Origin of the sequence: Aquimarina spinulae, from assembly GCF_943373825.1 — a bacterium.
GTDB lineage: Bacteria > Bacteroidota > Bacteroidia > Flavobacteriales > Flavobacteriaceae > Aquimarina > Aquimarina spinulae.
On sequence record NZ_CALSBP010000001.1, the window covers coordinates 221,556 to 246,370 of the forward strand.

General features: G+C 32.3%; 22 protein-coding genes. 13 read left to right on the forward strand and 9 right to left on the reverse strand.

Going from position 1 to position 24,815, the window contains the following annotated elements:
- The first annotated feature begins 45 nt into the window (after positions 1-45).
- From NNH57_RS01030 to NNH57_RS01075, 10 genes are all read left to right on the forward strand, one after another.
- On the forward strand, positions 46-480 hold the full coding sequence (locus tag NNH57_RS01030; RefSeq protein WP_074408039.1) for a DUF6326 family protein: 435 nt from the start codon (positions 46-48) through the stop codon (positions 478-480).
- Between the two features lie 172 nt (positions 481-652).
- Entirely contained in the window at positions 653-1,375 is a 723-nt protein-coding gene (locus NNH57_RS01035; protein ID WP_074408038.1) for a DUF4386 domain-containing protein, read from the forward strand.
- An 85-nt stretch (positions 1,376-1,460) separates the two neighbouring features.
- Positions 1,461-1,913, forward strand: coding sequence for a hypothetical protein (locus NNH57_RS01040; RefSeq protein WP_082994883.1), 453 nt, complete (start codon positions 1,461-1,463; stop codon positions 1,911-1,913).
- A gap of 56 nt (positions 1,914-1,969) precedes the next feature.
- Entirely contained in the window at positions 1,970-2,527 is a 558-nt protein-coding gene (locus NNH57_RS01045) for a hypothetical protein (RefSeq protein WP_074408037.1), read from the forward strand.
- Positions 2,528-2,776: 249 nt separating this feature from the next.
- Positions 2,777-3,607: a DUF2306 domain-containing protein gene (locus tag NNH57_RS01050; RefSeq protein WP_108808503.1), complete on the forward strand. Its 831-nt coding sequence runs from the start codon at positions 2,777-2,779 to the stop codon at positions 3,605-3,607.
- Between the two features lie 33 nt (positions 3,608-3,640).
- Positions 3,641-4,801, forward strand: a complete 1,161-nt coding sequence (locus NNH57_RS01055; RefSeq protein ID WP_108808504.1) for an acyl-CoA dehydrogenase family protein — start codon at positions 3,641-3,643, stop codon at positions 4,799-4,801.
- A 101-nt stretch (positions 4,802-4,902) separates the two neighbouring features.
- The gene (locus NNH57_RS01060) at positions 4,903-5,499 is read left to right on the forward strand and encodes an RNA polymerase sigma factor (protein WP_108808505.1); all 597 of its coding nucleotides are present in this window, start codon (positions 4,903-4,905) and stop codon (positions 5,497-5,499) included.
- Positions 5,496-5,939: a hypothetical protein gene (locus tag NNH57_RS01065; protein WP_108808506.1), complete on the forward strand. Its 444-nt coding sequence runs from the start codon at positions 5,496-5,498 to the stop codon at positions 5,937-5,939. The genes NNH57_RS01060 and NNH57_RS01065 overlap by 4 nt, the downstream gene beginning before the upstream one ends.
- A 68-nt stretch (positions 5,940-6,007) precedes the next feature.
- Positions 6,008-6,382 carry a hypothetical protein gene (locus NNH57_RS01070; RefSeq protein WP_074408032.1) on the forward strand — a complete coding sequence of 125 codons (375 nt, stop codon included), beginning with the start codon at positions 6,008-6,010 and terminating at the stop codon, positions 6,380-6,382.
- Between the two features lie 107 nt (positions 6,383-6,489).
- Positions 6,490-8,247, forward strand: coding sequence for a serine hydrolase (locus NNH57_RS01075; RefSeq protein ID WP_074408031.1), 1,758 nt, complete (start codon positions 6,490-6,492; stop codon positions 8,245-8,247).
- A gap of 77 nt (positions 8,248-8,324) precedes the next feature.
- On the opposite strand, the gene NNH57_RS01080 is transcribed toward NNH57_RS01075, so the two are convergent.
- The 3 genes from NNH57_RS01080 to NNH57_RS01090 are packed head-to-tail and all read right to left on the reverse strand — an operon-like array spanning position 8,325 to position 11,044.
- Positions 8,325-9,467, reverse strand: coding sequence for a peptidylprolyl isomerase (locus NNH57_RS01080; protein WP_108808507.1), 1,143 nt, complete (start codon positions 9,465-9,467; stop codon positions 8,325-8,327).
- Between the two features lie 12 nt (positions 9,468-9,479).
- A complete protein-coding gene (gldI, locus tag NNH57_RS01085; RefSeq protein ID WP_074408029.1) occupies positions 9,480-10,031 on the reverse strand; it encodes a gliding motility-associated peptidyl-prolyl isomerase GldI in 552 nt (183 codons plus the stop codon).
- Positions 10,028-11,044 (reverse strand): DHH family phosphoesterase, encoded by a 1,017-nt coding sequence (locus NNH57_RS01090; RefSeq protein ID WP_074408028.1) that lies wholly within the window; start codon positions 11,042-11,044, stop codon positions 10,028-10,030. The genes gldI and NNH57_RS01090 overlap by 4 nt, the downstream gene beginning before the upstream one ends.
- Positions 11,045-11,123: 79 nt before the next feature.
- Between NNH57_RS01090 and NNH57_RS01095 the strand changes: the two genes are divergently transcribed.
- Together NNH57_RS01095 and NNH57_RS01100 are read left to right on the forward strand one after the other, a co-directional pair.
- A complete protein-coding gene (locus NNH57_RS01095) occupies positions 11,124-12,152 on the forward strand; it encodes an alkaline phosphatase D family protein (RefSeq protein ID WP_108808508.1) in 1,029 nt (342 codons plus the stop codon).
- Between the two features lie 232 nt (positions 12,153-12,384).
- Positions 12,385-12,804, forward strand: coding sequence for a nucleoside-diphosphate kinase (locus NNH57_RS01100; protein ID WP_074408026.1), 420 nt, complete (start codon positions 12,385-12,387; stop codon positions 12,802-12,804).
- Between the two features lie 66 nt (positions 12,805-12,870).
- On the opposite strand, the gene NNH57_RS01105 is transcribed toward NNH57_RS01100, so the two are convergent.
- The 4 genes from NNH57_RS01105 to NNH57_RS01120 all read right to left on the reverse strand — a co-directional run bounded on the left by NNH57_RS01105 (position 12,871) and on the right by NNH57_RS01120 (position 18,073).
- Positions 12,871-13,980, reverse strand: coding sequence for a C1 family peptidase (locus tag NNH57_RS01105; RefSeq protein WP_074408025.1), 1,110 nt, complete (start codon positions 13,978-13,980; stop codon positions 12,871-12,873).
- Positions 13,981-14,063: 83 nt separating this feature from the next.
- Positions 14,064-16,616 (reverse strand): TonB-dependent receptor domain-containing protein, encoded by a 2,553-nt coding sequence (locus NNH57_RS01110; protein WP_108808509.1) that lies wholly within the window; start codon positions 16,614-16,616, stop codon positions 14,064-14,066.
- Positions 16,617-16,620: 4 nt separating this feature from the next.
- Positions 16,621-17,535, reverse strand: coding sequence for a FecR family protein (locus tag NNH57_RS01115; protein WP_074408023.1), 915 nt, complete (start codon positions 17,533-17,535; stop codon positions 16,621-16,623).
- 88 nt (positions 17,536-17,623) lie between these two features.
- Complete coding sequence (locus NNH57_RS01120; RefSeq protein ID WP_373419386.1) at positions 17,624-18,073, reverse strand: RNA polymerase sigma factor; 450 nt, start codon at positions 18,071-18,073, stop codon at positions 17,624-17,626.
- A gap of 238 nt (positions 18,074-18,311) precedes the next feature.
- On the opposite strand from NNH57_RS01120, the gene NNH57_RS01125 reads away from it, so the two are divergent.
- Positions 18,312-19,472, forward strand: a complete 1,161-nt coding sequence (locus tag NNH57_RS01125) for a hypothetical protein (protein ID WP_108808510.1) — start codon at positions 18,312-18,314, stop codon at positions 19,470-19,472.
- 492 nt (positions 19,473-19,964) lie between these two features.
- On the opposite strand, the gene NNH57_RS01130 is transcribed toward NNH57_RS01125, so the two are convergent.
- Entirely contained in the window at positions 19,965-21,419 is a 1,455-nt protein-coding gene (locus NNH57_RS01130; RefSeq protein WP_074408020.1) for a SusD/RagB family nutrient-binding outer membrane lipoprotein, read from the reverse strand.
- Positions 21,420-21,431: 12 nt separating this feature from the next.
- Positions 21,432-24,656, reverse strand: coding sequence for a SusC/RagA family TonB-linked outer membrane protein (locus tag NNH57_RS01135; RefSeq protein ID WP_074408019.1), 3,225 nt, complete (start codon positions 24,654-24,656; stop codon positions 21,432-21,434).
- Positions 24,657-24,815 lie beyond the last annotated feature (159 nt).

The window sequence follows — 24,815 nt, forward strand, 5'->3', positions numbered from 1 at the left end:
AGAGAAGAAAATTAAATTATCATCATCAATCAAAAAACGAACATTATGGATTTAATCAAAAAAAACAGAATATTAGAAGATTACAAAATCAATATAAAACTAAAACTTTCTGCCTTGTGGACCTCACTTGTTGTGTGTTATATTTATGGAGATTTTTTCTCTTTATTCGTTCCAGGAGCAATAGAAGACATGATAGCTAAAGTCACCCCTATTGGTGAGACAACTCCTACTATAATTCTAGCTTTTGCAATAAGTATGGCTATTCCTGCAATGATGATTTCATTGTCTCTATTACTAAAACCAAACATAAATCGCTGGTTAAATATCATTGTTGGTAGCCTTTACACTATTATAATGGTTCTTACGATGATAAACCCTACACCCTGGACAATATACTATATGTTTTTGGGGGTAATAGAAATCGCTCTGAGTTTATTAATCATTCGCTATGCCTTGAAATGGCCTAAGCAAGAAGTTTAGAAACAACATACATAATAAATCAAAGTAGTTATGTAGATGTAGAATACACATTTCATTCTATAACCTAACTATATAAATAAGCAGTATTAAGTATAGATATTACTTTTTACTACAGGAATTTTGTTCTCAATATTTTCAAAAGGCAATTATCATCAATCAAAAAACAAACATTATGAGTTTAATAAAAAACGAAGATTATCATGCACAAAATAGGACTGCAAGAATAGCAGGACTAGTTTATTTAAGTGTTGTATTAAGTGGAATCTTTAATCTAGTGTATGTACCCTCAAAACTTATAGTATGGGATGATGCCTCGATTACATTTAACAATATAACTACATCAGAACTGTTATTTCGAATGGGGATTTTAAGTGGATTGATTAGCTATGTATGTTATATAATGTTACCGATAGTTTTATACAAATTGCTTAAACCAGTTCATAAAAATTCTGCAATATTAATGGTAGTATTTGCTATCATTAGTGTTCCTATTTCTTATTTGAATATACAAAACAAAGTTGATATCCTTTCTTTAATTGGTCATGCCGAATATCTGAAAGTGTACACCACAGAACAGTTACAAGCACAGGTAATGCTGCTTTTGGAGTCTTATCATAATGGAATTCTTATTGTTGAGGTATTTTGGGGACTTTGGCTCTTTCCTTTTGGGTATCTGGTTTTTAAATCAGGTTTTCTTCCTAAAGCGTTAGGTATTTTGTTGATGATCGGCTGTTTTAGTTACTTGATAGCGGTATGTGGAGAATTACTTTTTCCTAATTACAAAATCCCCTCCTTTGTTATGCTTCCTGCCAGTATAGGAGAAATAGGTTCTTGTCTGTGGCTACTAATCATGGGCACAAAAAAAGACAAATCAACGTATGTATCTAACAGCTAAAATACATATATCTAGATAAAATTTTTAAAACCTGAATATTTTAAGTTTTAAGAAATCATCATCATCAATCAAAAAACGAACAATTATGAAATCAAAAGACGCTGTCACAAACACGTTGGAAAACGAGTCTGTGAAAATTAAAAAAGTACCAAAGTTCTATATGTATGCTATGAGAGCTATTTATCTCCTTACCTTTTTTACTTTGGGGCATAGTACATGGACAGAAATTATTAACCCTAGCGAAGTTTGGGGTCCTTATGATGGAGTTACCTATAGTTTTTGGGCTGCGTATGCTACTTTGATGGGCTTAGGAATACGATATCCTTTAAAAATGCTGCCTTTACTATTACTGCAATTATTTTATAAGTCGGTATGGGCCATAGGTATTGCATATCCTTTATGGTCTTCTGGTCAACTAGATTCGACCTCAGAAGAATTTCTCAAACCATTTCTTATGGCAATTCCTATTGACCTTATCGTTATCCCTTGGGGATATGTGTTTAGAAACTACATAAAAGAACTTTTTAGATTTAGGTAATCTATACCGAACTTATCATCAATCATCAATCATCATCAATCAGAAAACGAATAGTTATGAAATCAAATGAAAAAAAGAAGTTAGAAATTCGAATCTATTTTACTGGAATAATAACTCTATTGGTAGGAACACATTTAATTTGGGACTATTATCATGGGGGAGTGCCAACCCATCATATTCTTCATCGTGCGGATTTACCAGGTATATCAAATTGGTGGAGTATCATTGCTCTACCTATACTAATCTGGTATCTGTTATATCGCATTCATCGAAGAATAGTTAATAACGAAAAGTTGAGAGTGCACCAAAACATGACTAATATCCTTTATAGATTTATTGGAGCTCTTTTATTTGGAATGTTGATTTCTCTCTTTTTTACGCTTGATATGGATTTTCCAAAGTATATGATGATTGGATTATTTCTAATATCATTTTTCATTCCATTATACAGGTCTGAGTACCTACTTGGTTTTATCATTGGAATGACATACACTTTCGGAGGAATTCTACCAATAGGAATAGGAGTTTTATTGACTATTATATTTGTAATTACGTACAAACTTGTGAGAGGCGGTATCTTATACCTTGTATCAAAAAAGGTAAGAACAAGCTAACTTTAATGAAAAGGGAATAGATTAAGAAACCGATCCTACAAACACGGTTAATAATCTTATTGGCAATTTTTGACCGCAGTATAAGAATGATTTAATTCCTTCCAATAGTCTTAATCAATTATTTCTAACAGTACGAACTTATTATTAAAGAACAAATGACTGCTATTCTATAATCAAAGAAAGTCTTTCATATTAAATATTAAAAAAACAAGTGTTAATCATATCATCATCAATCAAAAAACGAATACAATGAAATCAGAAAATAGTAGGGCAAATATTGTACAACCTAAAGCCGTGAGAGCAGATAAAGCTTTAAGTGCCACTGTGGCATTTTGGTTTCTAATAGCCGTTATTGGTCAATGGATATTTGTGTATTATGTAACTTTATTTTACGGTAGTGCTGCAGTAAAAGGAGATTTTGAAAAATGGAATGAAGTTCTTCCTCATGGATATATTCCTGGTGAAACCATGGGTAATTTGGCGGTTGCTCTACATATTGTATTAGCAATTATTATCATGGTAGGCGGTCCACTTCAATTTATTCCTCAGATTCGTACCTATGCCCGCACTTTTCATCGATGGAATGGACGTATATATATCTTCACTGCACTATTGATTGGTGTTGATGGGCTTTATATGATTTGGACTCGCGGTAATATAGGTGGGCTTGTTGGTCAAGTAAGCGTTAGTATTAATGCTTTTTTGATTATGTTTTTTGCTATTATGTCCTGGCGAACAGCAGTTGCTCGTGATTTTGATAAACACAGGCAATGGGCACTTAGATTGTTTTTGGCGTCTAATGGCGTTTGGTTTTTTCGTATTGGATTAATGTTTTGGCTTTTTGTTAATGGTGGCCCAGTCGGTTTTGATCCAGAGACATTTCGGGGACCATTTCTTGTATTCCTGGATTTTGGTCAATTTCTAGTGCCATTAGCTATTCTTGAACTCTACCTTAGGGTGCAGGATCGAAGCAGCACTTCGGGTAAAATAGCGATGACAACTTTTCTTTTTTTTCTAACTATTATAACTGGCATAGGAATTTTTGCTGCTACCATGGGGATGTGGCTTCCTCGAATTTAAAGTACATCTGTAATCACTAATCAATATTTAGAAATGAAGAATCGGAACATGATAATAGATAATCAAGAAATCAACAAAAAAACTGAACTGGAAAAAGTATGTGATAAACTCTATGAAGTTGAGAAGACTAAAAACTATAAAGAATTCTATGCTTTTATAAAAACAACAAGACTACCTTTTATTCCTTGTTATGAGAAAAATACAGAAATAGTTTATCAAGAATGTTTCAGAATTTTGCATAGAATTGGCGAAATATCAATTCCCGTGTCTGTAGCGTTATCTATGCATTATTACATTCTGGCATCATTATCTTCTTTCCCTTTTTCAAAAAAAAGCATACAATATTGGAAAAGAGAAGCTCTGCTTAAAAAGATAGAAAAAGAACAAATATTGATTGCCAATACAGGCTCGGTACGCACTTTTAAAGAGGCTTCTGGTAACAAAGGTATAGTGGCACAAAAAGAAAAGGATTTTTATATAATAAATGGCCAGGCGCCATACATGTCATTATCTGGTGTGGCAGATTATTTAGTATTCACAGCAATATTAACCAAAAGCACTAAAGCAGTATTTTTTCTACCAGCAAATGATAATAAAATCGAATTCGAGGATGCTGCATTTGGGGATACTATGAAAGGGTCGTTTACAAAATCAGTTGTTTTCAAAAATTTAATAGTGAGTAGTACCAATATTATTAAACTAGATAACACAGATGAAGAGAGGTGTGAACTTTTGGTTTATCAGAGATCGTGGTTTCAGGCATTAGTACCTGCTTCTTATCTTGGAGCGGCATTTTGTGTGATTTTGCACTTAAAAGCTTTTAGTCAAAAAAAAATCAAGAATGATAAAAAAATATGCGAGTCAGATAATTTTCTTGATAACCTTGGAGAGTTAATGATAAAATATAAAACGGGATATATGCTATGTGAGAATGCGGGAACTACAATAGCAAATTTTGAAAAAGGAAATAAGATATCATTAGAAAAAATATTTGAAACATCTGTAGCAGCAAAGTATTTCTCTACACATTTTTCTGAAGAAATTGTTAATGAAGCACGATATATAATGGGATCAAAATTTTTGTCTCCCAATTCCTTAACCAATAAAATTTATAAAGAAATAGTATATGGAGTTTTACAACCCATGACCGATATAGACATAAAAGAACATTTTGGCAAGTCATTAATGAAGTAATAATGGCTATAATTTCTTATAATATTTGAAGCATCGTAAAAAACACATGATAATGTGCAACCTTTTTTTACATAGACTGTCTAATCTTGATATTGGACTATATGGAACAAAGAGGAACAATAGATAGAGACTTGATTAAAAGAGTATTAGATGGTGATTCTAGTGCTTTTGAAGCTATTATTTCCAATACTAAAGGATTGGTTATCCAGATCATTTATAAAATGGTTAGGAACCATGAGGACAGAAAAGATCTGGCACAAGAAGTATATTTAAAAGTTTATGATAAGTTAGGCGGGTTTAGATTTAATTCTAAGTTATCTACCTGGATTGCAACCATAACATATAATACTTGCTTAAACTATCTGAAAAAGAAAAAAATACCAATTCTGGATATAGACAAAAATGAGGAAAAAGAACTTTGGGAAAGGATAAGTACTAATACGTTCTATTGCTTTGATAATCAGATAGAAACAGACATTTTTAAAAAAGAACGTTCTCAAATATTGACCTTAGCAATAGAGAAACTACCTCCAGTATACAAAACCCTGATTACACTTTATCATAATGAAGAATTAAGTTATTCAGAAATTACAGATATTACTGGTTTACCAGAAGGAACCGTAAAGAATTATTTGTATAGAGCTAGAAAAAAACTAAAAGAAAACCTATCCCTTAATTATAAAAAAGAAGAACTATGAAAACACAACACCCGTGTGATAAAGATATTCAGGAATATATTTTTGATACATCAAATTGCAGTAGTGATAGTATTGAACATATTAATTCATGTGAAGTATGTAAAAAGGTTTCAGAAAGTTATTTGTTATTGTCGGGAGAACTTAAATCTCAACCAGAACCCGTGTTAGAATTTAATTTAACAAAATTAGTCTTAGACCGGTTAACTTTACCTAAAAAAGAGCCAATCTATAATTATATGCTCTCTTTTATAATCATAATGAGTATAGGAATTACTTTTTTTACCATTTATATTTTTAGAGACGTATTCAATAATATATTTAGTGCCAATATTACGATCTCAAACTATTTTGTCGTTAGTATAACGATTCTCATTTCATTGTTTCTTGGCCTTGATATATATAGATCTTACTATAAAAAAATAAATATGTTGAAGTATTAACAAAAGGATTGCAACATTTAAGAAGGGTAGTTGTCTAATCCCATATAAACATAAAAAAGATACAGGTTATGAACTCAATATTTATTTCTCCCACACAATATATAGATCCAGATTTTATTAAAATGGGTGTCTTTATTTTTATCATTGTTTTGGTAATGCTGTTTGCGTTATTAATTATAAGAAAAATACTAGAGCATAAACTAAAAAATAAGATCATAGATAAAGGAATATCTGAAAATATCGTCTCTTCTATTTTACAAAAAAAATCAGATAATCATCACATCAATATTAAATGGTTTGCCATTTTGATGAGTGTAGGAATTGGGCTATTCATTGTTAATTATACACTGCCTTTAGGAATACATTCTTTTGCTATCATGGCGATCAGTATTTCGATTAGCTTTTTACTCTACTTCTGGTATTTAAAGCGATTTGATAAGTAATACTTTTTAGAAACTAAAATCAAAAAAACGGCAAGTTTATATATGGCTCTCTAAAAGGGCTTGGATAAATACGTCCTAATATTAACATAGAAAAAATTAATACAATTATGAAAAAAGCATTTTTAACCTTAATCAGTCTCATTGTATTATCTGGAGGAACGACTTCATGTGCACAAAAAGCAGAGAAAGATAAATTTATTGTTAGAAAAATAGATAATTATTTAAATGAAAACATTTCAAATGGGTTTTCGGGAGCAGTTTTGATAGCAAAACAAGGAAAAATTATTCTTAATAAAGGGTATGGTTTGGCGAATAGAGAAGATGATATTTTGTATTCACCTAATACAGTTGCTACAATAGGGTCTACAACAAAGCAATTTACAGCAACTGCTATATTAAAATTAGTAGAGTTTAATAACATAAAGGTAACCGATCCTCTTAGTACGTTTTTTACTGACCTGCCAAATGATAAAAAAAACATCACCATTCATCAACTATTAACACATACTTCGGGGCTAATTGATGTAATTGGTAAGGGAGATTTTGATTATATCCCAAGAGAACAGTTTTTCAAGACATTATTTGAAACAGAATTAATTCAGAAACCTGGTTTAAAATACAGGTATTCTAATGCTGGTTATAGTATACTGGCACGAATTATCGAATTAGTTTCTGGACAGGAGTATGAGCGTTTTTTAAATGAGTATTTGTTTAAACCTGCAGGCATGAAACAAACAGGATATTTTATCCCTGACTGGGATAAAAAGATGATTGCAAGTGGTTATATGAATACTATTATACCTGTAGGAACGATGATTGAACGGTTTCATAAAGCGGGTAATAAAGTATCATGGACTCTAAAAGGAAATGGAGGAATACACTCTACACCCGAAGATATGTATAAATGGTATTTGGCTCTAAAATCGAATACGATTTTATCAAAATCACTAACAAAAACATTAACTACACCGTATACTCCAGAGCAGGAAAGCGGATCTAGTCATTATGCTTATGGATGGGCAATTTTTAATTCAGATAGAAATACAAAAATGGTAAGCCATAATGGGGGAAATCGTATATTTTTCCATGATTTTATATGGCTTCCAAAAGAAGATGTGGTAATTATATTTTTTACAAATGCGACCAGTAGAGAGGTAGAACTTGCATGGCCTATAGAAAAAATGATTTTTAATGCAGATTACCAGCCAAAACCAATTAAAAAGAACCTTAACTTTTTTATACTCGACTTCATTAAGAAAAATAAAATAAACAAGTCAAATGTTTTAACAACAATGATCAAAAAAGAGTATAGCTCTGATTTAAGAAATGGTGATGCTCTTAATGATACGGGGTATATGATATTAAGACAAGAGGAAAATCCTGATTGGGCAATAGAGTTATTTAGTTTAAATGTTCAATTATTTTCGGATAATGGTAACCTTTGGGACTCTCTTGGAGATGGATATAAGAAAAAAGGGGATAAAGAAAAAGCAATTAAGGCATATCAAAAAGCATATAAACTCGATCCTTCATTAACTGCATCAATTAATTCTTTAGCAGAGTTTGGTATTAAGGTTGAAGTAAAAGCAAAAAAAGAAGTTGTTGTTGATCATTCGATTCTAAAAAGTTATACGGGGAAATATGAGCTTAAACCAGGGTTTGTACTAACAGTAATGTATAAAAATGGTAAGCTAATTGTTCGGCCAACCGGTCGAGATACGATGCCAATGTTTGCAGAATCAAATGAGAAATTCTTTCTAGAAAAAATAAATGCTAATATTAGATTTAATAAAAATGATGATGGAAAAGTAGAAAGTTTAACTCTTATAGAGAGTGGAGAAGAAATGCTTGCGAACCGATTATAGAGTATACAAAAACAAAAAAGACATCCCGAATTAGTCGGGATGTCTTTTTGTTTTAACTATTGTGTGATGCTATAGAATTATTTTTTTTCTTCTGTCTGCCCTTGTATATTAGCTAATTCTACCTCGAAAATAAGATCGGTATTTGGTGGAATTCCTCGATTACCTCTTTCTCCATAAGCAAGATGAGAAGGAATAAAAAGTATAGCTTTGGAACCAACATTTTTTAGTTGTAATATACCTTCTCTAAAACCAGCAATCATTTTTGCTTCTGCAGAATATGGCATTGGAGCAGGAGCATATCCTCTTGGATCGTCAGCTCTACCTTTATTAAAAACCCCAAGTTCTTTTGCCTTTTCTGCAATATTAGTATCAAAGACTCTTCCATCTGTAAAATATCCTGCATAATTTACACCTACCATTTCTCCCGGCTTAGGTTGTTGTCCATCTCCCTGATTTGTGTGTATAATTTCAAGACCGCTTTCTAGTTTTGTTGCTGTACTTTTTAGTTCAGTAAACTTTGCAGCAATAGCTTCATTACGTTCCTTTTCTAATCGTTCTTTTTCGGCTTTTTCTTCTTCAAGAACTTTTATCTTGTCTGTAAACGCAGTTTCTGTATTAAAAGCTTTAGCATCCGAACCTTTACGAATGATGTTTACTTCCATCATTTTTACTTCTGCTTCTGGCTTATCTCCAGCACCTGTTTTTGCAACACCAATACTATCAATAATGTCTTGTCCTAAAACAATTTCTCCAAAAACAGTATGTTTTCCATTTAACCATGGAGTTTCTTTTAGTGTAATAAAAAACTGACTACCATTGGTATTTGGGCCAGAATTAGCCATTGATAAGATTCCTTTTGATTTATGAGAAAGTGAATCTACAATCTCATCAGGAAATTTATATCCTGGATCTCCTGTACCGGTTCCTAAAGGATCTCCGGTCTGAATCATGAAATCTTTGATTACTCGGTGAAATATAATTCCATTATAATATTTTTTGCCTTTATAAGTACTATCGACCATAGTATTGGTGCCTTCTGCCAGAGAAATAAAGTTAGCAACCGTCATTGGAGTAAGATCATAATGTAATTTTGCTACCGCAGTACCTTTGTTTGTAACGATTTCGGCATAAACACCTTCTTGTAAATCTGGATATTTTTCATTACAACTGTTAAACGCTAATGCAATAATAGCTAAGAATAATAAATTTAATTTTTTCATTTTTGTTGGTAATTAATTTTCTGTTGTTGATTCTTTTGTAATTGTGTTAAGTGTTACTTCTGCTATTAACGGAATATTTGTGCCAATCTTATTATCATCCCCATAATATCCATATGCTTGATAAGAAGGAAATAGAAATGTGACCATTTCACCTTGCTTCATAAGCTTTAATCCTTCTCTAAGACCTAAAAAAAGTTCTTCTTTATCAATGCGATATGTAATTGTATTTAATTCTTGCTGTGAATAAATTACTGTACCCCTTAAATCTTTTACATTATAATCGAAGGTTACAATGTCTCCAAATTTTGGAGTGATAGTAGACACCGTATCTTTTTTAGTATAGAAATACCAGAATCCTGTTTCTGAGGTTATATAAGCATGAGTAGAATCTTCATTAATAATTTTTTGAATTCTAGCTTCTTCTCTTGCTGCAAGTTCCTTATTTCGATTAATAGATTCATTTATAAAAGAACCAGATTTAATACTTACTGGTCTTCGGGCTTCAGGTGTTTTACAAGAAGAAAATAAAAAAAGAAGACAAAGCGTGTGAAGGGCTAATCTCATTGATTTAGGACTTTTTTATAAGTTGGTAAGATACTAATAAATTTTTCAACAGTATTAGATAATGAGAGATTACTTCTTCCGCCAGCGGCATTATTATGTCCTCCTCCTTCAAAATGATTTCTTGAGAATTCGTTTACCGAGAAATCACCTTTAGAACGTAGAGAGATCTTAATAATTTCTTCTCCTTTATTCTCTATAAAGATAGCAGCAAATTTAATTCCTTTTATAGAAAGTCCGAAATTAACAAAACCTTCGGTGTCTCCTTTTTTGAAATTATGTTGATCTAACTCTTTTTGAGATAAAGTAATGTATGCTGTTTTATATTCTGGGAGTACTCTTAGATTATTTAGAGCAACACCTTTTAATTGAATTTTGGACAGTGTATTGGTATCATAGATATTTTCGTGTATTCGTGTATTATCTGCCCCTCGATCGATTAAATCTGCTATTACTTTATGAGTAGTACTTGTTGTAGATCTATATCTAAAAGATCCAGTATCTGTCATTATTCCAACATAAATACAGGTAGCAGCTTCTGAGGTGATTTTATCCAGATCATTTAATTTTTCTATAAAATGATATATCATCTGGCAGGTAGAACTCATACCAGGGTCACTATAAGTAAATTCTGCGTAATCGGCAGGTTGTTGATGATGATCAATCATAACAAAACTAGTTTTGGCTTTTGCCAAAACGTTTTCCATGTCACCACTTCTAGAAAAGTGATTAAAATCTAAAGTGAAAATAAGATCTGCGTTTTCGATTTTTGATAAAGCAGTTTTGGTATCACTATCATACTTAAGAATCGTATTTTCACCAGGCATCCACTTTAAAAAAAGAGGGTAATCATTTGGCGTAATAACCGTAGCCTTATGCCCTAAAGAAATAAGATAGTGATATAATGCCAAACTAGAACCTATGGCATCACCATCTGGGTTTTTATGGGTTACAATTACAATGTTTTTTGAAGAAGAAAGAAGTCCTCTTATCTTGTTTATTTCAATAGTATTCATAGGTCAGCGAAGATACAATAAATAATATTTTAGTAATATTAGAACAATTAATTTTGTTGAGTCACTAAATTTGATAGCCATGAGATATATCGCTAGTTTTCTAATTATGTTTTTTTGTGTACTTCAATTATCATTTGCACAAGATAAGACATCATCATCATCAGATTTTGTTATAGCTTTCGGAAGCTGTAATAAGCAGAACAGTCCTCAGCCATTTTGGAATGAAATTTTAAAGAATACCCCTGATCTATTTATTTGGGGAGGAGATAATATCTATGCAGATTCTAATGATATGTCCAAAATAGAAAGTGATTATACGATACAAAATAGTAATCCCGATTATCAAAAATTAAAGAAAGTAGTTCCTGTAATGGCTACTTGGGACGATCATGATTATGGTAAAAATGACGCTGGAGTAGAGTGGAATAAAAAAGAAGAGAGTCAACAGTTATTTCTGGATTTTTTAGAAGTTTCAAAAGAAGACCCTCTAAGAGATCAGAATGGGATATATACATCTAGGGTTTTTGAAATTGAAAAGGGAAGTGTTAAAGTGATTGTTTTAGATACCCGATATTTTAGATCTGCTTTAAGAAAAAGTACAGAAGAAGGAAGACGTTATGAACCATATGAAAATAATGAAGGTACTGTATTAGGAGAAGCGCAATGGAAATGGTTTGAAAAAGAGCTGGCATCAAATTATTCTGATTTTGTTCTTATTGTGAGTAGTATTCAATTTTTGTCATCAGAACATGGTTTTGAAACTTGGGGTAATTTTCCTCATGAGGTAAAACGATTAAATGATATGCTAATACGTAATGGAGTAAGAAATGCTATAATACTTAGTGGAGATCGACATATTTCTGAGTTTTCGATGACCCGTGTAAAGGGACTTAAGTATCCATTAATTGATTTTACATCTAGTGGTTTAACACATTCATATGCCGAATATAAAGGAGAATCTAATAAGTACAGAATCGGTCGGGTAATCTCGACTCCAAGTTTTGGAATGCTAAAATTTGATCTTGATTCTTATACCGTAACGATGCAGATTCGAGGTAAAAATAATATTGTATTGCAAGAGTATAAACGACAATACCCTAAAAAATAGATTTGGAGACCTAGTTATTGAACGCGCTTTTCTTTAACTATAAAAAGAAGAATAAATCTATTCGGATGTAAATAATTGATTCTTAATAATGCTCATTTCATATAATAATTCTTGTTTTTGATGCTTTTATATATATTTTTGCACAAAAATTTTAAAAATCGGGTTTTATATACCTAAGTAATAATTTGAAATACTTCTGATTATAAGAGGTATTAGATAACAAAAACATACAATGGCAACAAACAGAACTTTTACAATGCTTAAACCGGATGCGGTAAGAAAAGGATACATTGGAGGAATTATTGAGCAAATTACTGCTTCAGGATTTAGAATTGTAGCGATGAAATTAACTCAGCTGACTACAGATGATGCTTCAGCATTTTATGCGGTTCATAAAGAGCGTCCTTTTTATGGAGAATTAGTAGAGTATATGACAAGTGGTCCAATTGTAGCGGCTATTTTAGAAAAGGAAAATGCTGTAGAAGATTTCAGAACTTTAATAGGTGCAACAAATCCAGAAGAGGCTGCAGAAGGTACTATTCGTAAAAAGTATGCTACTTCTATTAGTGAAAATGCTGTACACGGTAGTGATAGTGATGAAAATGCTGCTATTGAAGGAGCTTTTCATTTTGCAGGAAGAGAGCAATTCTAAAAAGATATATTTCTTATTACAAAAAAGCTGTCTGTATATACAGACAGCTTTTTTGTGTTTTATAGATTATACTTTTTCTTTTATTTTTTTAGGAATACCATCTTTATGAAGTAAAATCCCTACGGTTTTCATTCTAAAATATGCTTCAGACATATAAAGATACCCATGTTGAGCTCCTTTAATTCCCCATGAATTTTTGATCTTATAATACGTTTTTCCTTTTTTATCAACGCCTTTGCCTACTAAATGCATTAAGTGATCATCTGTAGTATTGTAATTTTCGAATTCTTTTTGTCGAGATTCGGGAGTTACTTTTTCTTCTTCAATATATTCTTTAAATGCATCTTTACGTTCTTTCTTATGAGTTAGAATTGCCAAGCCACTTTTTTGAGAAAACCCTATTTCACTTACATCTCCGTCCCAAGCTACAGTGTACCCTTCTTTTAAAGCGTGATCAACAACTTGTTGTAACTCATCAAGGGAGATATTATGATATATACCATTAGAGAAATTATCTGGGATTTCCAGAATAAAATCACTATTCATGGGATGATGGGTAAAAGAGGTTAGTGTGATGTAGTTATTTGCATCAATCCCAAGTTCTTTGGCAAACTCAATAGGAGTATAGGTTTTGTTATTATATGTAAAAGTATCAGGTCTTTCTCCAAGATAGATATCTAACATAGCTTCATAACTTTTCCACCAGTTTTTTGAAAGAATTTTGTGTTTCACTGCGTTATCAACCATATTGGTTAATAATTTAATTAATTCACTGTGATCGTGACGGTCTGCAATACTTCCTGCAAAACCTGTATACATTTGATTAGGGATAATTCCGTGTTTACGAATAGATTTTATAACATCATGAGCAAGTGCTCCTTCACTAAATTGGGCTTTACCTTGTCTTAATATATAATTTCTGGCTTTATCTGTGTATGTATTTCTGACTTGAAATACTTCTGATAAATCGTGAACTCCGTGTCCTAGACGAGCAATTTCTGACTCAATATAAGAAGTGGTAGAAAAGCTCCAGCAGGTACCTGTTTTTCCTTGACTAATAACAGGATTGCATTTAAGAGATATTTCATCTGTTATACTATAATCGGGATGTGTTTCTTGAGCATATCCTATAGATAAAAATAGAAACATGCAATTAATAAAAAAGAGTTTTTTCATTTTAGTTATATGATTTGTAGGCAATGAAGGTACAAGAAAATAGATAAAAAAGGAAAACTCAACTTAAAAAAATAAAGCGGCTATTACCAAAAAATTCTAAAGCTAATATTAGGAGTAATCCCTAGTGATAATATATCAGAATTGATCAACTGGTTATTAAGAGAATTTGTTGTTCTAAACTCTCGATTTAGTAAATTCTTTTTATTGTATAAATTTAAAACAGAAAGTCCAATTCTGTATTTTATATTGGGATTATATCCTATTTTAAAATTATAAATAGCAGAGAAATCTAACCTGTGATATTCTGGAAGATTATTACTATTAATCTCATCAAATTCTAAGATTACGATTTCACCACTTTCATCTACTCCAGATACATTAGTATAGGCTTTACCTGTATGCCAAATCCACCCCAGAGAGAACTGAAAATTATTAATTTTATAAAATTGAGACCATTTTACGGTATGTTCAATATTCCAATTACCAGGAAAAGATTCATTGTTATTAATGTCTTCAAATGTATTACGGGTATTGATATAAGAATAACTAACCCAGGTTTTGTAGTTTTTAAACCTTTTTTTTAGAAAAAGATCGATCCCAAAAATTCTACTTTCTCCTACATGGTGAACATTGTCTATGGGGTTAATAAAACCTGCGGTTAATGTAGTGATATCTTCGATTTGTTTATAATACCCATCGATATCCAGGTACCATTTGTTTTTTCTAAAACTGCTTCCCAATGTAAACTGATAACTGCTAATCACGGGAAATTGCTCATTGTTTGCCAATGTCCAAACTTGATTTTCAAGAGATAAGTCACTCACGACAGATTCTTGTATCTGACTGGTTGATTGACTTCTGTATTCTAGACTAGTATTGATTTCCCAGTTTTCGGTAATATATTTTTGAGCAAACACCCGAGGTTCGATATACGTTTTGTCGAGCTCTGCATAAAAATTGAAACGTAATCCAGCAGAAACATAAAAGTTTTTTGGATTATCGAATGTGTATTCTGCATATGCTGCATGTGTATTTAAAAAACGATCATCTTCATCCAGAATTAACTCATAACTTGGGGTTGCAGTAACAAAGGCATATCTAATCGTATTGTTGGATAATTGATAACCTCCAGAAATGTTTTGATATTTTGATAGTTCATAATTTAACCCAAGTTCTGCCCCATAATCCCCAACAGTATTTTTTTTACTTTCGATTTCGGTTATTGCTCCTAGATTTCTGGTGATGAACTGATAATTTAAAAGGTATTTGGTATAATACCCACTTACTTTGGTATTAAAAGTTTTACTGTATGTGTGACTCCATTTAAAATTATACCCTTCATTTTCTGTAGTAAGGTCATCATTAAAGGACTCGATAGCATCACTTCTTCTAAAATCTAAGTCATTTTTACTATAAATCGTGTTAATTTCAATTTTGTCATTATCTGAAGGCTGTAGAATTAAATTCGCATTATAATCTATATAGAAAAAATCGTTATTTTCATTATTAAGGGTAACGGTTTCGGCAATTTTAGTATTCTGAAAAACGCGATCAGAGAGTTGTTTATAGGTAAATGTTTCTAAAACATCGGTATATGATCTTCTTCCTGATACCTGAAGTGATATTTTGTCTCGTATGATAGGAATATGCGCTACTATATCTGCATTGATCATATTAAATCCGGCTCCACCAGAAAAACGTTCTGCAATTTGGTTTTCGGATTTAATATCTACAACTCCTGCAATTCTATCCCCATACTTGGCACTAACTCCACTTTTAGAAAAATTCACCTCTTTAGCTACATATGGGTTAAATGCAGATAGCATACCAAATAAATGTCCCTGATGGTAGGTTTTTATACCATTCCATAGTACCAGGTTTTGATTAGGAGAACTTCCTCTTACAAATAACCCAGAAGCAGTCTCAAAAGGATTGTTAACACCAGGAGTGAGTTGTATAGTTTGTAATATATCTGGCTCTGTACGCCCAGGAAGAATTTCTACATTATTTAAATCAATATGAATTATTTCTTTGTTTTGGGTAATTCCTTTGGCTAAATACTCCTGAATAAAAACTTCGTCCAAAATTTCTTCATGCGCATTGGTAAGATATATTTTAATACACTCGTCGGTTAAAAACGATTTAGAATTCAAAACCCTTTGGCGAAATCCCGGAGCGCTAATTAAAATAACCGAGTTGTATGGTACCTGATTACTTTTAAAATAACCCGTGTTATCGGTAGTTACATTAGTGCGATTAGCTTTAAAAAAAACTCCTATATCCTTAAGAGGCTTTTGCTCTTTATCTAAAATATATCCACAAACAGAAATAATATCTCTTTTATTTAAAACACTAATGGTAACGAAGTTTTCACCAGTGATTTTAAACTGTAGTTTCGTTTGTTGTTGTAGTTTTTTTATTAAATCTTCTAGAGAGAGTTGAGGATTTAGAGTTATAGAAATATTTTTATCCTTTATAAAAGTATCGATGTAAGAAAACTTAAGACTATAAAATGCTTCAATTATAGGGATTACTTCGGGGAGTGGTTTATTATTGATAGTAACAACTTTTGCTTCTTCCTGGGAAGAAACAGATATGCTACATAAGAAAATACATACACATAGAAGTCTTATCATTCTACTATTTTTCTAATACCACAGTCTTGCTATCTTTCGATACGCTATACTTCATGCCTAAGGTACTAAAAACTGTTCTAAGAGCAACTTCCTTATTATTATTAGGGAAAGTTCCTGTATATATAGTTTCGAGATTTATCTCTGTTGTTTTAATTTTTAAATCATATTGCTCTTCAAGCTCCTTAAATACGTATTTGATAGGTGTACTTCTAAACGAGCTTGTATTACTAAGCCAAGAAGGCTCTCTGATATCAAAAACCCAGCTTTCTGGCTCGGTGTTTTCAAGATTTCTATATCCTTTTCCTACTGTTAGGATTTTTTTATTTCCCTTATTAGTAACACTAACTTTACCTTCATAACAAGTAACTTCAAAAAAAGAATTTTGGGATTGCACATTAAATTGGGTTCCTAATACAGAAACTTCTCCGTTTTCAGTAGTAACAGTGAATTTACTTCCTTTTTTTACTTTAAAAAAGGCTTCTCCTTCTAAGGTTACCATTCTGTTTTCTTTCCAGTTTTCTTTGTCAAAACTTGCTAAAGATCTAGCATTTAGAATCATTTCTGATCCATCTGGTAATGTTACAGATAATTGTTCTCCAAAATTCGTACTGAAAGACTCATTGGGATTAAATAAAAAGATCCCCAGAATAATTGCAATCGAAGCGGCAACCGCAATATAAGGCCATAATTTTATAACCGAATTAGATTTTTCTTTTGCTGTATAACTCGATTTTGATTTTAAAGCAGAAAGTTCTTTTTCTACATCATAATCTTTTAGATTCAAAGCATCAGCGCCAGCCATTATTTTTACATAATACTCATACTCAGGGTGGGATTTAAACTCACGAAGTTCCTCTTCAGAAAGCTCTCCGCTAATCCACCTGGATAAGAATATATCATCTTTTTTATCGTCTAACATAACTTCGGCATATAATATGTGAACGTTTTATTTTTAAATTACCCTACCTCTTTGTATTAAAAAGTTTTTTAGGTTAACTAGATTTCCTTTAAATATTTCCTATTTTTCCTCTTAGTGTTAATAATGCTTTATGCATCAATTTTTCTATAGCTTTTACAGAAACATTCGATAGCTCTGCAATTTCTTTATATGTTTTTTTATCTATTCGACTTAGCAAAAACACTTCTCTTTGGCGTTCTGGTAAATCGGCAATTGCATTTTTTAATTTTTCCATATACTCTTTCTCAAGAGCGATAAATTCTGGGGACTCGTGGTTGACATCTGTTTTACGTTGTGTAATATAATCTCTGTATTTAAACTTTACTTTTTGATGTCGTGTAATGCTAATACCAAGATTGGTCGCGATAGTATAAACATAACTTTTGGCCTTATCTATAGATACTTTAGAACAATTATTCCAGAGTTTAATAAATGCATCCTGAACAATATCTTCTGCCTGTTCGAGATCTCCAAATTTGTAATAAATATAATTCCTCAAAAGTTTAGAATTACTCTTGAAGAACTTGTCAAAGACTTGCTCGTTACATGTAGAATTATTGTTGTCAGACATTTAGGGGAATAAAAATATATTTTCAAATCTAGATTTTTTTTTCAAGCTATCAAAGAATAAAAAATGAAAGTATGGGGGTAGGGTAATTTTTTTTTAAGCCGTTTCACTTTAAGAGAGGTTTAAAAAGCTTCTGAAGAAAATTTAGTAACCCCTAAAATTATTTACGATGAAAAAACTTGGTATTTGGTATACGTTAATACTTACACTTGTATTAGGATTTACCTCTTGTGAAACTGAAGATTTTAATAGTGATCCAGAGGTCGAGATTGTTATTGATAACAAAGAAGGAAGTGCGGTTTATAGTTTTGAAGCTAAGACAAGCGGGATTGACAATGGTGCACAGACGATTTGGTCTGTAGATGGAAATGATATTGAAGGAGAAGATGAAGAAAATATTATTAATCAGATCTTAGATTACCTGTTTGAGCCTGGTAAACATACCATTTGTGTTAGAATTATAACCGAACAAAGAACAATAGAAGCCTGCACTGATATAGAGGTAGAGGTAGACGAAAATAATCCTTGTCCCGATTTGTTTTTTAGAAGTAAGCATTATCAAGGACGATCTACTTATAAGTTTTATGCAAATTTTAGAGGAATTAATGAAGTGTCTTATGGATGGTATATTAATGATAGATTGGTAGAAGATTCTGCACCTGATGAAGATAATTATTTGATTTGGGATTTTAAAGAACCGGGAAGATATGAAGTGTGTATAAAAACAGAAACGCCAAATTGCCCAGAAGGAGTTTCTTATTGTAAAGTTATAGAAGTAGAAGAATCAAATTTGGTTTGCCCAGAAGTTTCTTTTACAAAAGAAACAGAACCAGGAACGGTAGGGACGTATACTTTTGGAGCCAAGATAGAAGGTGTAGATGAGGTAAGCCAAATACTATGGTATGTTGATGGAAAGGTTGTTGAATCACCAAAAAATGATCCACAGGCAGGAAATAGAACTCTTGTATATCAATTTAATTCTGGAGTTCATGAAGTGTGCTTAAAAGTGATTACACCAGATTGCCCAGAGGGAGTAAAATATTGTAAAGAGATAAGAGTAGGGGATTGTCCGGATCTGTTCTTTGAACCAGAGCGAGATGGCGATAAAGCTGCATATTATTTTTATCCTCGTGCATTCGAAGGAATCGATGACGTTACTCTAGAGTGGTTTGTTGACGGAAAATATGTAGGTAAATCACCAGAATTCCCTCATAACAACCCATTTTATCACGAATTTGATGGACCAGGGAGATATGAAGTGTGCTTAATGATAGAAACTCCAGAATGCCCTGGCGGAACATCATTCTGTAAGGTTATAGAATTTGAATAATTGCTTGATTTTCTATTCGTTTCTAATAAAAAGAATAGAATACAAAATATGATAAGTTAGTTAGGTTAGATTAATTAGGTTGATTCCCCGGGAGCGAGGCCATGCTTTTGGGGAATCTTTATTTATAGGATTAAGATGTAGTATGATTTTTAGTTCCTGAAAATAACTAATTGATCACAATGCTTAACATAAGAATTAGAAAGAACGACACATTAAGTAGAGTAGTTTTTATATTGTCTTCTAAATCATCCCATTTTGAGCGAAGTCACTTGTTTTTGATACATCTTCTTTTATCCAGAGAAAACTCCTTTAGATTTATATTTAATGTTCTAATAAGACCTAATTTGATCGAAGAATAGAAAGCCACAGAATGTAAAATGAGGGAATATCGTTGTAGATAATTTAGCAATTGTAATATTGATGTAAAAAAATAGGGATGAGATTTTATATCTCACCCCTATACATTATGTTAATAATTATCTGAAATATTGACTAGTTCAAATCCCAGAAAAGTTTTGTTTCTGCAAGATCACCACCTATTGCAGTAGAACCAGTGGTCCAATTAGTAGGATTTAAAGTCTGCTCAATAACAGGATATGTATATCTGTTTGGGAAGCCAGACTTAGGTTTGTCAGGAGTGGCTAATATTGGGAAATCTAAAAGTCTGATTGAAGTCCAGGCTTCTATACCTCTATTAAATAAGGCTATCCATTTTTGATTACCGATTACTTCTTTCCAAGGGGTTGTAGCAGTACTTGCAGCCAAAGCAGTATCGTAATCAACTTCTGGTTGAGCAAGATAGGTTAAGGCATCTGCATTTGTTCCTCCCCAACTTTCTATTGATTCTACTACAGCAATATCATAGTGACTTTTTGCTGTTCCGCCCACTGCAAAAGTTCTCGCAGCAGCTTCGGCCAATAAAAACTCAACTTCTGCATAATCTAAAATTATACCGGGAGTTGTAGCTGCTTCTACCTGAGCGGATACGTGAGAATGCGAATCATAATCCGAGGTCATACCAATACCTCCTCCAATATAGTTGCCAGTTCCAGGTACTTCTAAAAAGTATAAGGGTCTTCTGGGATCATTTAATGTATTCATCATATCTATAATTGTAACTGCAGCAACAAAATCATTTCTTCCACTCAAAACTAAATTATTATGAATAGGATTTGTGTTAGGAGCTGCTGCTAAATATGTGAAATTAGCATTATCGGCTCTACTGGTAAATACGCCACTTGTCACAGCATCTTCTACTGTAGTTCTAGCAAATGCATTATCTACATCAGATAGTAAAATACCCATTCTTAGTTTTAAGGAAGCAGCAAATTTTTTCCATAGCGATGTATCACCACTATAAATATTATCGGCTGCTCCAAAACTTCCTTTGCTCGTATCTAAGGCATCGATAGCAATAGAAAGTCTTCCTATAAGATCTTTATAAATCGTCTCACCATCATCATATACTGGTAATAAATCATCAATATCTAAAGCTTCTGTGTAGGGAACATTTCCAAAAGTTTCTACTAAGATACTATAGGTATAAACGGTTAATATTTCTATTACCTGAAGTTTATTGGCTTTAGTTTCAATATCAGCAGGTAGTGAATATTGCGTTTCTGCAATAATCTTTGCAGCTTCGTCAAAATCTTTTAAAACATCTTTATAAAGAACACTCCAATGTGTAGCAGGAATGGTTCTTGTTACTTGATCATATTGGCTTTCTTGTAAATATGTTGTTTCCTGTAAATATTGCGCCCAAAGCTTCGTGTTATTATTGTTCACGTTTAGATCGACCATTTGGTCAACCAAGTTCTTCTGTGCACCTGTAAATAAAGTTTCACCCGGAACAGAAGATGGATCTTTAATATTCTCATTCAGACTCTCGAGATTATCTGAACAAGATGCTATAATTACTGCTGTAATTAGAATTAATAATTTTTTCATCTTTGCTATTTTTTAAAATTGTAATTTTAAGTTGAAACCTATGTCTCTAGTTGTTGGTAAAGGTCCAGTAGAATATCCTTGTAAATTACCAGAGCTTAAACCTCCTTCAGGATCTTCATGAGGAATATTTTTATCAATAATCCAAAGATTAGAACCAATTACACTAAAAGATACATCACTTAAAAAGGTGCGGTCAATTATTTTTTTAGGAAAAGTATATGTTAGAGAAACTTCTCGTAATTTTATATAACTAGCGTCGTAAACGAAAGCCGAGTCAGGAAAACCTCCATCCGATCCAAAAAGAGTATATTCATCTCCTGGAAGTCTTGTGGTATTTGGAGAACCATCAGCGGTAACACCTGGATTAATAAAGCCTCCACCATCTGCTAAGGTGTTTCTTACAGGGTTTCCAAGATCATTTATAAAAGCAGTTTCAGCATATAAACCAGTACCTAAACCATAGTATTGATCCAAAGAGAATATATCTCCACCTTTCTGAATGTCAATTAAAAAGCTAAAAGCAATATTTTTATAGTTAAACTTATTAGAAATACCCATTAACCATTCTGGGTTTGTATCACCAATTACATTGTTAGATGCAGTAGTTTTTTCATAGTATCCATCAGCGTCAACAATTCTCTGACCATTTAAATAAGTATAATCAGTACCGTAAATAACTCCATAAGGTTGTCCTATAGTAGCATTTATTGTTATGCCTCCCTGAAAATCACCTAGTTGTAAGTTTTCGATACCGTCTTCTAAGGAAATTACTTTATTTTCATTTTTAGACCAGTTTACATTCACATCCCAGCTAAAGTTTTGTGTTTGTACAGGAGTTCCGTATACAGATAACTCAATACCTTTGTTTTCAATTTCTCCTGCATTTAATATTTTAGAAGTGTATCCTGTTCCTCTACTTACAGGTACTCCAAAAATTTGATCTATAGAGTTGTTTATATAATATGCGATGTCAAACCCAAGTCTACTTTGTAAAAGTTTCATCTCTAAACCAAGCTCTGTACTTGTTGTTCTTTCAGGTTTTAAATTTGGATTCTTTTTTACATTACCAACTGAAGTGCTTGCACTTCCAATAGGTGTATTTACAATATAGCTATCATATAAAAAGTCAAAAGGAGCACTGTTACCCACTTCTGCATAATTTGCTCTGATCTTACCGAATGAAATAATATCTGTATTTAAAAGATTAGAAAAAACAAAACTACCTGCAATGGATGGATAATAGAATGTACTATTATCTTTAGGTAGTGTTGAAGAATGATCTCTTCTTATTGTACCATCCAAAAATAACATGTTTTTATATCCTAAAGATACACTAGCATACACGCCGTCTACTCCAATTTTTTCATCTCTTTCAACTGGTAAAGGAAGAGGGCCTTTACTGTTTTGTAAAGAATATAACCTAGGTACACTCAATCCACCACTGGTAGATGCATAAATAGATTGAAAATGATTTCTTCTGATATTAGTTCCTAGAGTTCCTTTAATGTTAAATTCGTCGCTTAAATTTTTGTTGAAATTAAACATTAAATCATAGTTGGTCTCTGTGTTTTGAATATCTCTTCTTCCGTAACCAGAATCTACGTTACCTCTACTAACTCCAAAACGAGTAGGAACACTACCATTTGCTCTTCTTTCCTCTTGCAATTCAGAATATGTATCTGTAGCAACTCTACCGGTAATATCAAACCAATCTGTTACTTTGTAATTTAAAGAAACGTTACCTAAGAAACGATTTCTCGTATCGGTTTGGTAATTTTCATATCGTTTCCAATATGGGTTATCCCAATAAATAGGAGCAGAACCTGCATTAGCAGAGGCGGGGTTCCAAGTTACATTTCTTCTTGTAGCAAAATAGATGTTTTCTTGTTGTTTTAGATCAACATTGGTTTGCCACCATTGTTTAAACATACTGGTGATATTATCGTTATACCCTGTAGAGTTACGACCTAAACCATCTGTTTTGATATAATTTGCATAACCTGTGGCTGTTAATTTATCACTAAGTTTAAAGCTTCCGCTCATAGAAAAATTATGCTTCTTTATAGAGCTGTTAGGCATTATCCCAGTTTGATCAAACTTAGTATAATTTAACCTATAAGAACCTTGATCAGTTCCTTTATCAAATGATAGAGAATTTATAATGGTTATTGGAGTTTCGAAAAAGGTAATAGGGCCATTCTTTGCATTTACCCAAGGAGTAGCTATTCTATAATTAGGAGAATCGGGATCTAAAGCATCCCATTGGTATACTAATAAGCTAGAATCAAACGGAGATCCATAAGAAGCATCATGGCTATATCTAACTGTTCTATCATCTGCTGTACCATCACCAAGAATGTCTCGTTGATAAAAACCTGAACTATAACCTGCACCATATTGCGTTTGATATTTTGCAAATGTACTTTTATCAATAGATCCAAATGTCATTCCAGAACTTACAGTGATACCTAATCCCTTAGATTTCCCTCCTTTTTTAGTAGTAATCATAATTACTCCATTTGCGGCTCTTGACCCATAAAGGGCAGATGCAGCTGCTCCTTTTAAAACATTTATAGATTCTATATCTTCAGGATTAATATCTGATGCTGCATTTCCATAATCATAATACCCACCTCGAGCATTTGCCTGACCTACAGAATTACTATTTGTATTATTGATAGGAACCCCATCAATGACAAATAAAGCCTGATTACTTCCTGTTAAAGAAGCGTTACCTCTAATAACAACATTGGTAGATCCTCCTAAGTTATTATTTCTTTTAATTTGAAGACCAGAAGCTTTACCAGAAAGAGAGTTTACAAAATTTGCAGTCTTCACTCTGTTTAAATCTTCTCCGTCAACCTCTTGTGTAGAATATCCCAGAGATTTTTTATCTCTAGAAATACCAAGTGCAGTAACTACTATTTCTTCTAATTGAGAAGCGGTGACTTCTAATTGTACATTAATAGTTTTTTGGGTACCGACAACAACTTCTTGATCGGCAAAACCAAGATAACTGAATACAAGAGTACTCCCTTCTGAAGCTTGTAACGAATACATCCCATCAAAGTCTGTTTGAGTTCCACTGTTGCTGCCCTTTACGATAATGTTTACACCAGGTAAAGGTGTGCCACCATCGTCTGTGACCTTACCTGTAATAGGGGTCTCTTGCGCAACAGAAAATTGCGTCACTAATACTGTTAAAAGTATTAGCATGTTTTTAGTTAATAATTTCATTATTGCATGTTAATTTTTGTTAGTAAGCAAGGTTATTAAGAATATTTAGAGGAGAATAGTGATAGTAATTTTTTAACAAAAGATTAACCTCAAATTTGTAAGGGTAATTATTTGAAACGACTAAATAAGATTTTTATCTATTTGTGAAGAAATTTTAGA